General features: G+C 35.7%; 10 protein-coding genes and 1 riboswitch. All 10 genes read right to left on the bottom strand.

All coding sequences use genetic code 11. The annotated features are described in order from the left end of the window. Positions 1–2: 2 nt before the first annotated feature. The gene (locus BR52_RS03710) at positions 3–290 is read right to left on the bottom strand and encodes an Fpa/YlaN family protein (RefSeq protein ID WP_034569300.1); all 288 of its coding nucleotides are present in this window, start codon (positions 288–290) and stop codon (positions 3–5) included. Positions 291–430: 140 nt separating this feature from the next. Then, on the bottom strand, positions 431–2,275 hold the full coding sequence (gene typA, locus BR52_RS03705; RefSeq protein ID WP_034569297.1) for a translational GTPase TypA: 1,845 nt from the start codon (positions 2,273–2,275) through the stop codon (positions 431–433). Between the two features lie 429 nt (positions 2,276–2,704). Further along, positions 2,705–3,484, bottom strand: coding sequence for an inositol monophosphatase family protein (locus BR52_RS03700; RefSeq protein ID WP_034569294.1), 780 nt, complete (start codon positions 3,482–3,484; stop codon positions 2,705–2,707). Between the two features lie 129 nt (positions 3,485–3,613). Then, complete coding sequence (locus BR52_RS03695; RefSeq protein ID WP_034569291.1) at positions 3,614–3,886, bottom strand: UPF0223 family protein; 273 nt, start codon at positions 3,884–3,886, stop codon at positions 3,614–3,616. Positions 3,887–3,908: 22 nt separating this feature from the next. Further along, positions 3,909–4,856: a lactate/malate family dehydrogenase gene (locus tag BR52_RS03690; RefSeq protein WP_034569289.1), complete on the bottom strand. Its 948-nt coding sequence runs from the start codon at positions 4,854–4,856 to the stop codon at positions 3,909–3,911. Positions 4,857–5,171: 315 nt separating this feature from the next. Then, on the bottom strand, positions 5,172–6,578 hold the full coding sequence (gene lpdA / locus BR52_RS03685) for a dihydrolipoyl dehydrogenase (RefSeq protein WP_034569288.1): 1,407 nt from the start codon (positions 6,576–6,578) through the stop codon (positions 5,172–5,174). A gap of 7 nt (positions 6,579–6,585) precedes the next feature. Then, positions 6,586–8,223, bottom strand: a complete 1,638-nt coding sequence (locus BR52_RS03680; RefSeq protein WP_034569287.1) for a dihydrolipoyllysine-residue acetyltransferase — start codon at positions 8,221–8,223, stop codon at positions 6,586–6,588. Between the two features lie 138 nt (positions 8,224–8,361). Beyond that, complete coding sequence (locus BR52_RS03675; protein WP_034569284.1) at positions 8,362–9,339, bottom strand: alpha-ketoacid dehydrogenase subunit beta; 978 nt, start codon at positions 9,337–9,339, stop codon at positions 8,362–8,364. A 2-nt stretch (positions 9,340–9,341) separates the two neighbouring features. Beyond that, a complete protein-coding gene (gene pdhA / locus BR52_RS03670) occupies positions 9,342–10,454 on the bottom strand; it encodes a pyruvate dehydrogenase (acetyl-transferring) E1 component subunit alpha (protein ID WP_034569280.1) in 1,113 nt (370 codons plus the stop codon). A gap of 597 nt (positions 10,455–11,051) precedes the next feature. After that, positions 11,052–13,679: a magnesium-translocating P-type ATPase gene (gene mgtA, locus BR52_RS03665; protein WP_301969886.1), complete on the bottom strand. Its 2,628-nt coding sequence runs from the start codon at positions 13,677–13,679 to the stop codon at positions 11,052–11,054. A gap of 336 nt (positions 13,680–14,015) precedes the next feature. Beyond that, positions 14,016–14,181, bottom strand: a riboswitch (M-box (ykoK) riboswitch). Positions 14,182–14,256 lie beyond the last annotated feature (75 nt).

Raw genomic sequence — 14,256 nt, 5'->3', positions numbered from 1 at the left:
AACTAAATTTGCTCTTTTTTTTCGTCATACATTTCAGTGTAAACGTCATTCAATGTTTTTTCTAAATCACTTAATATTCGATGACCTTCATCTTCTGAAACAATGCCAATTTTACTAGCATAGGCGATTTCTCTAGAAAATCCATACATTTGTGTGTCTACTACTTCTTCAAATGCAGGGCATTGCGCTAGGCATAAATGTTGTTTTTGACTACTTATTAATGTATATATTCGTTCTGCATCTTCCATCAATGCAGCTAAAGCCTTATCTTTTTGGACAACTTCTGACATGCCTTCATCCCTCCCATAAACTTACTCATTGTTTATTATAGCATAAATTAAACAAACACAAAGACTAAAGATGATTAAATTTACCTTTTAAACAAAAAAAAATTAGCTAAGTAAATTCACTTAGCTAACTTTTTTATTTTTTATTCTGTAGCAGTTAAACGGCTTTTCTTAGCAGCTTTTTCACGTTCGTTTTTGTTTAATACTTGTTTACGCAAACGAATGCTTTCTGGTGTGATTTCACAATACTCATCATCACCTAAGAATTCTAATGATTCTTCTAATGATAATTTACGAGGACGTTTGATCACATTTGTTTGGTCTTTATTAGCAGAACGAACGTTAGTCATTTGTTTTGCTTTTGTAATATTAACCGTAATATCATTTTCACGTGAGTTTTCACCGACGATCATACCTTCATAAATTTCAGTACCTGGTTCGATAAAGATGGTTCCACGGTCTTCAACACCCATTGTTCCATAAGTCGTTGTTTTACCTGTTTCAGTTGAAACAAGTGCACCATTACGACGTCCACCAATTTTACCACTTAATACAGGTAGGTATTGGTCAAATGTGTGGTTCATGATTCCGTATCCGCGAGTCATTGATAAGAATTCTGTTGAATATCCAATCAATCCACGAGCAGGAGCTAGGAATGTTAAACGAACTTGTCCGTTTCCGTTGTTTTGCATATCTTGCATTTCGCCTTTACGTTGGCTTAATGATTCGATAATTGAACCCATATACTCTTCAGGTGTGTCGATTTGAACTAATTCAAATGGTTCACATAATTTACCTTGGAATTCTTTAACGATTACAGATGGACGTGATACTTGCAATTCATAGCCCTCACGACGCATGTTTTCAATTAAGATTGATAAATGTAATTCGCCACGTCCAGAAACAACCCAAGCGTCAGGAGACGGAGTACTTTCAACACGTAAAGAAACATCTGTGTGTAATTGTGACATTAAACGTTCTTCGATTTTACGAGAAGTAACCCATTTACCTTCGCGTCCTGCGAATGGTGAGTTATTTACAAGGAAAGTCATTTGTAAGGTTGGTTCATCAATGTGTAACACTGGTAGTGGTTCTTGATGGTCAACAGGTGTTACTGTTTCTCCAACGAAGATATCTTCCATACCAGAAACAGCAATCAAATCTCCTGCTTGTGCTTCTTGGATTTCTAAACGTTGCAAACCAAAGAAACCAAATAATTTAGTGACGCGGAAGTTCTTAACAGAACCATCTAATTTAGTTAAGGCAACATTATCGCCAACTTTAATGGTTCCACGGAATACGCGTCCAATACCGATACGTCCAACGTAGTCATTATAATCTAATAATGATACTTGGAATTGTAAAGGTTCATCGCTATTGTCAATTGGAGCAGGAATTGTTTTAACGATTGTATCGAAAACGTTATCCATTGTTGCTTCTTGATCATTTTTATCATCAGACATACTAGAAGTTCCGTTCATAGCTGAAGCATAAATTACTGGGAATTCTAATTGATCATCATCTGCACCTAATTCGATAAATAATTCTAAAACTTCATCAACAACTTCAGCAGGACGAGCTGCATCACGGTCAATTTTGTTTACAACTACGATTGGAATTAGTTTTTGTTCCAAAGCTTTTTTCAATACAAAACGTGTTTGAGGCATTGTTCCTTCGTATGCATCTACAACAAGGACTACTCCATCAACCATTTTCATGATACGTTCTACTTCACCACCGAAATCGGCATGTCCTGGTGTATCCATGATATTGATGCGTGTACCTTTATAGTCAACAGCAGTGTTTTTAGCTAAGATAGTGATTCCACGTTCTTTTTCAATATCGTTAGAATCCATCGCTCTTTCTGCTAGTTCATTATGAGAATCTAATGTACTTGATTGTTTTAATAATTCATCAACTAATGTTGTTTTACCATGGTCAACGTGGGCAATAATTGCGACGTTTCTGATATCATTTCTTCTTTTCATAAATATATTCCTCCGAGACTCTTTGAGAGTTATTTCAATGCTACTGATTCGCTATCCACTCTACGTGTAAAACAGTTCACTTATCAAGTTGAAATTCAACTTAAGGAACTTTTTTCATAAGTTTTTTGCAAAATCCGATTTGAAAACGCACTGAAAACTTATGAAGACAACTATCAACTTATCTAGTCTAACACTATTTTGCCTCTTTGAAAAGAAAAAAATCTTGGTTTTTGTAGTTTTTTTTAAGAAAACGGTTCAATTTGTTAATTAGGTCCAATAATTGCCGTTACCTGTTTTCTATAATTGCCTTTTTTTCAATAGAAAATAGCGAGTTGTAACTTATTTACAATTTTTCACTTTTATTTTTTTAGTTATTTTATTTTTTAAATCACTCCATCAGAACTTTTTTCAAAACAACTCAGAATTTTTTTATGGTTTTAATAAATAATCCGTTAATATTTCTTGATATGCTTTTGGTGTAGCAACAATAATGCCGTTTTTACTTAACAAATCAACCTCTTTTCCATCTAACTTTTTGTAGACTAACCCTACTTCTTCTGCAATCACTTTACCTGCAGCAATATCCCATGGGCATAAAGAATATGAAAGATAGGCAGCTAAACGCCCGCTAACTACATGAGCTGTCTCAACACCTGCTGATCCAACCATCCTCACACCCGAACTAGCTAAGCCCATTTCAGCAGCGTGATAGCGATTTGTTGCAAACATGCCACTGTTAATAGCCACTAATCCTTCTTTTAGCGAGGTATCCTCAACCATTGGAAGTTTTTCATCATTACAATAGGCTCCCTGTCCTTTTACGGCCCAATACATTTCGTCTTCCATAACGTCATAAATATACCCCATTTGACCAATTCCATTATGATAAACACCTATCATAATTGCAAAATTTCTTTTTTGTTTGATAAAATTTAAAGTTCCATCAATCGGATCAATGATCCAAACGGTTCCTTCTAAATCTTGGAAACTATTTCCAAAACCTTCTTCCCCCATAATCCGTTCAGTGGGGAACCTTTCTTGAATTTTGCTGATTAAAAAAACTTCCACTGCTTTATCCATATTCGTAACTAAATCATTTCGATGAGTTTTCACCTCAACAGTCAGTTCTTCTTGCAGTGATTTCAAAATCATCGTAGCTGCTTCTAAAATCCAACCTTTAATTAATTCATGTCTCTTTTGAAAAACCATAAAAAATCCGCTCCTTAATTAACCCTTTAATTCTATTGTACCAAACTGAATGTAAATTAAGGAATAAAATCAACCAAAAAAAGAATGTCATCACTTATAAAAGCAACGAAATCCTTCTTGGCAACTTACTTACATATGAATATTTTTTTTAGTACTTGTTTTTGCTTCTTGAACAACTTTATACAACGAATAAGAAGATAATTGCTGAAATTCTCGACCCCATTTTTTTTCTTCACCAATGGCTGGAATCACTTGTTTAAATGCTTGATATTTTTTTAAAAAGAGTTCGCGATCAATCCCGGTTTCATATGCTAATTCCACTGCTCGCCAAAGATCAATTACACGAACCATATCTTCCCTTGACCATTCTAAATCGATAGGATAGCTGTAACTTTTTTCCATGTTATTCACCTGTAACTTTCTATTATTTCCCTTGTTCAATAATATCTAATTGTTCTCTGATTTGTTTTGCGACACCTAAAATTTCTTGGCGTTCATCATCTGAAAATCCAAGTTCATAAGACGCACTAATGCCATTTTCACCTAGTAAAATCGGGAGAGATAACGGAATAGCCTTGTACTCATCAATATCCACTAAATGGACTAATGGAACAATTGCTTCTTCATTATTACTGATTAATTGAACTAATTTCGCTAATGTTGCAGCGTTTGTATAGCCTGTTCGGCAAACCGCATTATCGTCATAGCGTTTTAGAATCATCTCTTCCATTTTAAACATAGCTTCTTGATTAAAAGCATTATCAGAGTCTACAGTCAAGCCTAGCACCGGCGTCCCACCAACATAAGAACGACTCCAAATCGCTATTTTTTGATTTTTTTGACTCCCACCAACAATATAACCTTTCACATCATGAACCGAAATTTTAAAAAATTTACTTAACATATTTTGAAAATAAATTGTATCAAAATAGGTTCCTAAGCCAAAAATACGTTCTTTTGGCAACCCTGAAAACTTCCAAATCAAATAAGTAAAAATATCTGTTGGTTCAGTTGCGATAATCACCATACCATCAAAACTATTCGCCATTGCTTGGTTAATTATTTTTCGAACTAATTTGATATTACGCCTAAGATACTCTTTGTCCGTTTCGTCTTCATTGCGTTCCTCGCATGCTGTAATAATTAATAAATCGGTATCTTGAAAGTCTTTTTCATTGCCAATCTTTAAAGTAGTATGTGGAAAAATAGCTTCTGTATAAGTTAAATCTTTAAAAATAGCCATATCTAACTCTGGCACATCTAATAAAACCAACTCCTTGATTTTCATCCGCAACATACTTAAAAAAGTAAAATCATAAGCAGTTCGATTATTCCCTGCTACCATCACTTTACTTAGATGACCTCTACCCATCCAACACCCTCCTGTATTTCAACCACTATTGCAAAGTTTTCTTTCTTCTTAAAAACTTTACTCTCCATCTCTTATTATACTAAAATTACTGACAGATACTTCTTTTTGTAACAAAGTCATCAATTTGTCATTATAATGTAAATATTCTGTTTTTAACAACTTAATAAAAAAAGAACTTCTACAAAACTAATGACGAATCATTAATTTGTAGAAGTTCTTTCAATAAAATCAAATTGATTTTCAGTATAAGCACGTCTTCTTTTACAAGTAGACGACTAATCGACTATGCGTTTAGTTTTTTATATGAACTTACTATTAAATGTGAATTGGCATACCTAATGCTAATTCAGCAGCATCCATAACTGTTTCAGCTAATGAAGGATGAGCATGAATTGTAAGAGCGATGTCTTCAGCATTCATACCTGACTCAATTGCTAAACCTAATTCAGCAATAATGTCACTTGCGCCAACACCGGCAACTTGTGCACCAACAAGAACGTTATCTTCTTTAGTCGTTACTAAACGTACAAAACCTTCAGTAGCATCAAGAGATAAAGCACGTCCATTTGCTTGTAGAGGGAATTTAGATGCTTTAACATCCATTCCTTCAGCTTTTGCTTCTGCTTGAGTAAGACCAACAGATGCTAATTCAGGATCCGTGAAACATACTGCAGGCATTGCTTTATAATCAACTGCTACTTTTTTACCAGAAATAGCTTCTGCAGCAATTTTAGCTTCATAGCTTGCTTTGTGTGCTAATGCAAGACCAGGAACGATATCGCCAATTGCATAAATATTTGGTTTATTTGTACGGCCTTGTGCGTCAACTGTGATTAATCCACGTTCGCCAACTTCAACACCCGCTTGTTCTAAACCTAATTCATCTGTATTTGGACGACGACCAACTGTTACCATCACATAATCGGCATCAATTGATTTTTCAGAACCATTTACTTCATATTTAACTGTTACGCCATCTGCAGTTTCAATTGCTTCTTTAGCCATTGCACCTGTTTCAATTGTAACGTTTTTCTTTTTGAAGTTATCTGTTACAAATTTAACCATGTCTTTTTCAAAGTTAGGCAAAATTGAAGGAGAACCTTCTAAAATTGTTACTTCAGCGCCTAAGTTTGCGTAAGCTCCAGCTAATTCGCTTCCGATATATCCGCCACCGATAACAACTAATTTTTTAGGCACTTCTTGAAGTGCTAAACCACCAGTTGAATCAATGATACGTTTGCCAAATTTAAATCCTTTGATTTCAATCGGACGGCTACCAGTTGCCACAATTGCGTTGTTGAATGTATAGCTTTGTGCACTTGTTTCAGTCATTACGCGTAGGTCATGCTCATCAACGAAGAAAGCTTCACCACGTAAAATTTCAACTTTGTGTTTTTTCAATAACATTTCAACACCACTAGTTAGTGATTTGACAACTTTATTGTTTTTCCATTCTTGAGTTTTAGCAAAATCTAAAACCACATTTTCAGCTGTTACACCAAATACTTCTGAGTGCATAGCGTCTTGGTAGTGATGTCCAGCACTGATTAGTGCTTTTGAAGGAATACATCCAACGTTTAAACAAACTCCACCGATATTTTCTTTTTCAACGATTGCTACTTTTTGACCTAGTTGAGCTGCACGAATAGCGGCAACATATCCTCCAGGGCCTGAACCAATAACAACTGTGTCTAATTCGATTGCGAAATCTCCTACTACCATTTTATGATCATCCTTCCATTAATAATAATTCTGGATCTGCTAGTAATGCTTTCATATCGTTCATTGCTTTTTGAGCAGTCGCTCCATCAATGATACGGTGATCAAAGCTTAATGATAATTGCATAACTGGTGCTACAACAATTTCATCATCAGCATTTACAACTGCTTTTTTAGCGATTTTACCAACACCTAAAATAGCAACTTCTGGGTAGTTGATAACTGGAGTGAACCAGCCGCCACCGATTGAACCAATGTTGCTAATCGTGCAAGATCCGCCACGCATATCTGCTGCTGCTAATTTACCTTCAGCTGCTGCTTTTGCATGGGTTGTAATTTCACCTGCAATTGAGAAAATACTTTTCGCATCTGCATTTTTAATGTTAGGAACAAATAGACCGTGATCCGTATCTGTTGCGATTCCAACGTTTACATAGTGTTTGTAAACAATTTCTTGAGTCGCATCATCAATTGAAGCATTTAATGCTGGATATTTGCGTAATACAGATACCAATGCTTTTACAACATATGGTAAGAATGTTAATTTAACGCCTTTATCTGCTGCGATATCTTTGAAACGTTTTCTGTGAGCCATTAATTTAGTAGCATCTACTTCATCGAATAGCGTAACGTGTGGTGCTGTTGCTTTACTGTTAACCATTGCTTTAGCAATTGCTTTACGAGTAGGAGACATTTTTTCTCTTGTTTCCATTTCGCCCATTGTTGAAGTAAATGGTTGTGCTGGTGCAGCTGGTTTAGAAGCTGGAGCTGATGCAGTTGTTGTTGAAGCTGATGCTTCTTCTTTAGCTGCAGGTGCTGCTGTTGCGCCACCAGTTGTAAAGTTTAAGATATCTTCTTTTGTGATACGTCCGCCTTTACCAGTTGCTGATACTAAACTGATATCAATTCCTTTTTCACGTGCTAATTGACGTACTGAAGGCATTGCTAAAATGCGTTTTGATGGATCACTTGTTGCAACGACTGAACCTGCGCCAGTAGCAGCAGGTGTTGCTGTAGTTTCACTTGTTGGAGTTACTGCTGGACTTGCCGGAGTTTGTTCAGTTGCAGGTGCACTGTGATCAACGAAGTCTGGTGCATCAATTTCAACTAAAACATCACCAACATTGGCAACTGTTCCTTCTGAAACAAGAATGTTTTTAACAGTACCTGTTACTGGAGATGGAATTTCTTCAACTGATTTGTCATTTTGTACTTCTAATAACGTATCGTCTTCATTGATTGTATCGCCTGGAGCTACAAACCATTTAACGATTTCGCCTTCTGCAATTCCTTCACCAATATCTGGTAATTTGAATTGGAATAAAGCTGAAGCACCACTTGCTGCAGGTGCAGCTGCTGGAGCTGATTCTTTAGCAGGAGCAGGAGCTGCTGCTTCATCTTCTTCATGTCCTGGAGCGTCGATTTCAACTAAAACATCGCCAACTACGGCAACTGTTCCTTCTTCAACTAAGATACTTTTAACAGTACCTGTTACTGGAGATGGAATTTCTTCAACTGATTTGTCATTTTGTACTTCTAGTAAAGTATCATCTTCATTGATTGTGTCGCCTGGTTTTACGAACCATTTAACGATTTCACCTTCATGGATTCCTTCACCGATATCTGGTAATTTAAATTTAAAAGCCATTTTCGATAACTTCCCTTCTATATTAACTAGTTTGTCTTTTACAAAATAGTTTGTTCAAGTGCTTTAGAAATGAAACAAATGCAACCAATCCATAACTCTCAGAGATGTGATTGCATTCGTTTTAATCTTGGAAATAAATTAGAAGTTGTATACTTCTTTAATTTTTTCTTCAATATCTGTTGCATTTGGTAACCAGATGTTTTCTGCTTGACCGAATGGGAAAATTGTATCAGGAGCAGCAACACGTCCAATTGGAGCTTCCAATGAAAGGATTGCGCGTTCTGAAATTTCAGACATAACCATTGCACCAACACCTGCTTGACGTTGTGCTTCTTGAACAACTACTACGCGACCAGTTTTTTCAACTGAAGCAATAATTGTTTCAATATCTAATGGTGAAACTGTTCTAAGATCCACGATTTCAACTGAAATGCCTTCTTTTTCAAGTTTTTCAGCTGCTTTTAACGCTTCACGAACCATTGCGCCATAAGTGATAACTGATACATCTGTACCTTCTTTAGTGATAGCTGCTTTGCCTAGTGGAACAGTGTATTCGCCATCAGGAACTTCATCACGGAAAGAACGGTATAATTTCATGTGCTCTAAGAAAACGACTGGATCGTTATCGCGAATAGAAGAAATCAATAAGCCTTTAGCGTCATATGGGTTACTTGGAATAACAATCTTGATACCAGGAGATTGAGCAATCAATCCTTCTAAGTTATCTGAGTGTAATTCTGGAGTATGAACTCCACCACCAAATGGTGCGCGGATTGTGATTGGCATGTTACGAGTGCTACTCATACGGTAACGTGTACGAGCTGCTTGTCCTACGATTGAATCCATTACTTCAAATACGAATCCGAAGAATTGAATTTCTGGAACTGGACGGAAGCCTTCTAATGCTAAACCTACTGCAAGTCCACCAATACCTGATTCTGCAAGTGGTGTATCGAATACGCGGTCTTCACCGAATTGTGCTTGTAAGCCTTCAGTAGCACGGAATACCCCACCATTGTTCCCAACGTCTTCACCGAAAATCAAAACGTTTTCGTCTTTGCCAAGTTCAACTGCAAGCGCATCAGTGATGGCTTGGATCATTGTTTTTTGTGCCATGATTATTTACTCTCCTTTGCTTCAAAGATTGCAATTTGTTCTTTAAGTGTTTGGTTTGGTTCTTCAAACATGTTTTTCAAGAAATCAGAAACTTTTTGTTTTGGTTCTTGATCTGCTTCTTTAATTGCGTCTTTAATTTCTTCTTTTGCTGCTTCAATTACTTCGTTTTCTTTTTCTTCAGTCCATAAGCCTTTTTCAGTTAAGAAAATACGCATACGTACTAATGGATCACGTTTTTCCCAGATATCGTCTGTTTCTTTCGTACGGTAACGAGTTGGGTCATCTCCTGAAAGTGTATGTGGACCATAACGGTAAGTTAAAGTTTCAATTAAAGTTGGACCGTCGCCTGCAATTGCACGCTCTCTTGCTTCTTTTGTTACAGCGTAAACTGCTAAAGCATCCATCCCATCAACTTGTACTCCTGGAATTCCAGCAGCTACTGCTTTTTGAGCCAATGTTACAGCTTTAGTTTGAACTGAACGTGGAGTTGAGATTGCATAGCCGTTGTTTTGAACGATAAAGATTGCAGGTGCATTGTATGCCCCAGCGAAGTTCATTCCTTCGTAGAAATCTCCTTGTGATGAACCACCATCACCTGTATAAGTTAAAACGACATTTTTCTTGCCGCGTTTTTTAAGACCTAAAGCAACACCAGCAGCTTGAACGATTTGTGCACCAATAATGATTTGTGGTGGCAATGCTTGTAAGCTAGCGTCATATTTGTTACCAGCAGCATGTCCTCTTGACCATAAGAAAGCTTCTTTTAAAGGTAAGCCGTGTTGAATCAATTGAGGGACATCACGATACCCAGGTAATAATACGTCTTCTTTTTCAATTGCATAATGACTTGCTAATTGACTTGCTTCTTGTCCAGCAGTTGGTGCAACGAACCCTAAACGTCCTTGACGGTTTAAGGCAGTTGAACGTTGGTCTAACACACGTGACCATACCATTTTAGACATTAAATCAACTAACTCTTCATCAGATAAATCTGGCATTAAATCAGGATTAACAATCTTCCCATCCTCATCTAAAATTTGTACTGTTGGAAATTCTGCATTCACGCCGTGTAGTAATGCATCAAAATCGACAGGTTTATTCTTTTTTGTAGCCATCTTTAACCATTCCTCTCTTCATCACAATCTATTTTTGTTTGTAAGATGCTGTTTTATACAGTTACTAAAACTGTATTAGTGTAATCTCTTTACTCATTTAATTTAACACGCTTTCATAGGATATGCAAGGGATACGGGTCATTTTTGATGTCTGTAAATCGTAAAAAGTCTAGGGTTAGCATAGAAAATCAACCTAACGCACCATCATAGTGAAAACATTCACTTTATACTTTTTTAAGAAGAATAAAGAATAATTGTAGATTTAAAAATTACTCAAATTCAACAAATTGCGTTGAATCAAGTTCAATCTGTTACATTCCGATTGTAAAACTGTATTATTATTTCGATTATTTTATGAAACAGCTCTCGCATGATATTGTTTTCACAATCAAAAAAATATTGATTAGATTTTTCTCATAATACGTTTCTGACAAAAATATCAACGAATCCTTCTTTTTAGAAAACAACATTGTTTTTATATTTCTTTTAGTACCATAAATTTTCCCTATGATTTTCTAATTGAACTATTCATCTTTCTTCCTATAATATGGTGTAACTAAAAGAAGACTTTATCTTAGCTAAGATAAAGTCTTCTTTTTAAAGCCACTCTTTATTAATTTTAATATAGATTGTTTTAACTAATTGAACTGCAACTCCATATGCAAGTACAATTAGAACCATCCATTTCCAATAAGCCATTGGTAGAGGAACAAAATCAAAAAATCCACCTAGAGCTGTATCAGGAATTAGAATTGCAATCGCAATCACACAAATTGTCGAAATCGTTACAGGTATGCTGGCCATACTTTGAATAAACGGAATTTTTTTTGTTCTAATAATATGAACAACCACTGTTTGAGTAATCAATCCAATAACGAACCAACCAGAGTGGAATAACGCTTGATTGCCTACTGTATTTGCATGGAAGACAAAGTACATTAATAAGAAGGTCAGAATATCAAAAATGGAACTAATTGGTCCAATCGATAATGTAAATTTCATTAAGTTGCCTGTATTCCATTTAGCTGGCTTCATTAAGTCTTCTTCGTCCATTCGATCCCACGGAATCGTTAATTGAGCAACATCGTAAATCAAGTTTTGAACAAGAAGTTGGATAGAAAGCATTGGTAAAAACGGTAAGAAGGCACTTGCCACTAATACACTAAAAACATTCCCAAAGTTAGAACTAACTGTCATTTTAATGTATTTCATCATATTGCCAAAGACCGTCCGACCTTCTAATACACCATCTTCTAAAACTGTTAAGCTTTTTTCTAGTAAAATAATTGAACTTGCTTCTTTTGTAATGTCTGCTGCCGTATCAACAGAAATGCCAACATCTGCTTTTCGCAAAGCTGGTGCATCATTGATTCCATCTCCCATAAACCCAACAGTATGACCTTTTTTCTGAAGAAGAGCAATAATACGTGCTTTTTGCATCGGATTTAGCTTAGCAAAAAGATTGACTTTTTCTGAAGCTTCCATTAATGCTTCGTCACTCATCGTTTCGATTTCATTGCCTAATAAAACTTGTCCTACTTCAATCCCTACATCTTTACAGACTTTTTGTGAAACAATTTCATTATCTCCAGTTAAAACTTTTACCGTTACGCCATGTTCATGTAGAGATTTAATAGCTGTGATGGAAGATTTTTTTGCTGGGTCAAGAAATCCCATAAAACCAGCTAAAATCATTTCATTTTCATCTGCAATACTATAGATTGCTGTATCATGAACATCTTTTTTATAGGCAACACCTAGCACGCGCATACCGTCTTGATTCATATCAACACTAACTGTCAACATTTTTTCTCGCAACGATTCAGTTAGAGGAACAACTTCATCATTAATTTCCACATGAGAACAGATTTTCATCATTTCTTCTACGGCACCTTTTGTAATCATTAACTGATGACCCTCATTATTGACCGCTACTGTTAAACGACGTCTAGAAAAATCAAATGGAATCTCATCAATTTTTTCAACATGCCCTATTTTTTGTGCCAATTTATTTTCTTCATAATAATTAATAACAGCATGATCCATTAAATTCTTCCAACCTGTTTGATAATTAGAATTTAAAAATGCTAAATCTAGAACTTTTTTACAGTTATCACCAATTGGACTAACGTGTTTAACAAGTACAACATGATCTTCTGTAATTGTTCCAGTTTTATCTGTACAAAGAATATCCATTGCCCCTAGATTTTGAATGGCATTGAGTTCTTTTACAATTACTTTTTTCTTAGACATTTTGATAGCACCTTTTGCTAAATTGCTTGTAATAATCATTGGCAACATTTCAGGCGTCAAACCAACTGCTACAGCAATCGCAAAGAAGAACGCTTGGCCCCAATCGCCTTTAGTCAAACCATTCAGTAGAAAAACAATAGGTACCATGACAACCATAAAACGAATCAACACTTTACTAACATTTTTTACTCCGCGATCAAAACTAGTTTCGCCTCTTTTTTCAGAAACATTAGACGCAATATCGCCAAAGAAAGTATCATTTCCTGTTTTTAAAATAATTGCTCGACCTTGTCCACTTAAAACATCGGTTCCCATAAATGCTAAATTCGCTAAATCTAAAGCAGTATCTTCTTCTGTTGGTTCTTCTACTTTAACTAATTTTTCAACTGGCATTGACTCACCAGTCAATGATGCTTGGTTCACAAATAAATCTTTTGTCCAAATGAAACGAGCATCTGCAGGAATCATATCCCCCGTTGATAAATTCACAATATCACCAGGAACAACTTCATCGATAGGGATTTCAGTCGTTACTCCGTCTCTTGTGATTCCACAAGTTGTTTCAATTAATTCTTTTAAAGCTAAACTTGCTTTTTGTGAGCGATATTCTTGAATAAAACGAATACCAACACTCAATAAAATCATCACACCCATTACAAGGCTTGCTTCAAAATCATTGGTTAGCGCTGATACAACCATTAAAAGAGCCAATACGTACACAAAAGGATCTTTAAATGCTTCTACTAATAGAACAAACCACGGGGTTGGTCTTTGTGTTGCTACTTCATTTGGACCGTATTCTGCTAAACGTTTGCTTGCCATTTGTTCACTTAATCCACTTGGGCTTGATTGGTAGTTTATCATTACTTTTTTTTCAGATAGACGAGCTAATTTTTTTAAATCGTTATCTTTTGATTTTTTTTCCATTTGAATTTGTTTTTTTCGATTCATCATCATTTTCTTTGCCTCCATTTCTTGTCAAAAGAAAAGAAGAACAGTTCCTAATCAATCCAACTTCGTTAAATGGTCAGTATCACTAGGAGGTTTATTCACCTTTTCCTTCGACTTCTGACTTCCAGGGTCACTATTTTCACTTGCTTTAGTCGTACTTTTCATGATACTCACCTCGCTTTGAATGTTTAGGAATCCAGAGAACAAGAGATCTACTTGAACTGATTTCCATTGAAAATTAAAACCGTTTTTGCTAGATGCATACAAAAAAGCACATACTCAAATAACAGAGTATGTGCTTGGAAAGTTTCATCTAAACCATCACATCACAAGATAAGCGCACCAAAATAAACCACTTATACTTTCTCCATCATCGAGCTTTAGCACTATATGGCGTAGATTATTCATCAGCTACGTTAAAAATGACCTTAATTCGATCAAACTTGTTGACCCATTGGCATCTCTCGATGTTTTTGGGCAGCAGCATATTTCCATATAGGAGCCTCACCTAACAGAAGCGTGTATTTAATTTTCTTTACGTGCTTAGTATAGTGTTCAAAAATTGATTCGTCAAGACCTTTATCCATATTTAAAAATT

The sequence above is a fragment of the Carnobacterium divergens DSM 20623 genome, from assembly GCF_000744255.1.
GTDB classification, from domain to species: domain Bacteria; phylum Bacillota; class Bacilli; order Lactobacillales; family Carnobacteriaceae; genus Carnobacterium; species Carnobacterium divergens.
Note: the sequence above shows the minus strand (reverse complement) of the source record. Positions and strands in the feature narration are given on the sequence as shown.

Coding starts and splice junctions, on each gene's coding strand:
- BR52_RS03710 (WP_034569300.1), bottom strand. CDS start 290: ATGTCAGAAGTTGTCCAAAAAGATAAGGCTTTAGCTGCATTGATGGAA.
- typA (WP_034569297.1), bottom strand. CDS start 2,275: ATGAAAAGAAGAAATGATATCAGAAACGTCGCAATTATTGCCCACGTT.
- BR52_RS03700 (WP_034569294.1), bottom strand. CDS start 3,484: ATGGTTTTTCAAAAGAGACATGAATTAATTAAAGGTTGGATTTTAGAA.
- BR52_RS03695 (WP_034569291.1), bottom strand. CDS start 3,886: ATGGAAAAAAGTTACAGCTATCCTATCGATTTAGAATGGTCAAGGGAA.
- BR52_RS03690 (WP_034569289.1), bottom strand. CDS start 4,856: ATGGGTAGAGGTCATCTAAGTAAAGTGATGGTAGCAGGGAATAATCGA.
- lpdA (WP_034569288.1), bottom strand. CDS start 6,578: ATGGTAGTAGGAGATTTCGCAATCGAATTAGACACAGTTGTTATTGGT.
- BR52_RS03680 (WP_034569287.1), bottom strand. CDS start 8,223: ATGGCTTTTAAATTTAAATTACCAGATATCGGTGAAGGAATCCATGAA.
- BR52_RS03675 (WP_034569284.1), bottom strand. CDS start 9,339: ATGGCACAAAAAACAATGATCCAAGCCATCACTGATGCGCTTGCAGTT.
- pdhA (WP_034569280.1), bottom strand. CDS start 10,454: ATGGCTACAAAAAAGAATAAACCTGTCGATTTTGATGCATTACTACAC.
- mgtA (WP_301969886.1), bottom strand. CDS start 13,679: ATGGAGGCAAAGAAAATGATGATGAATCGAAAAAAACAAATTCAAATG.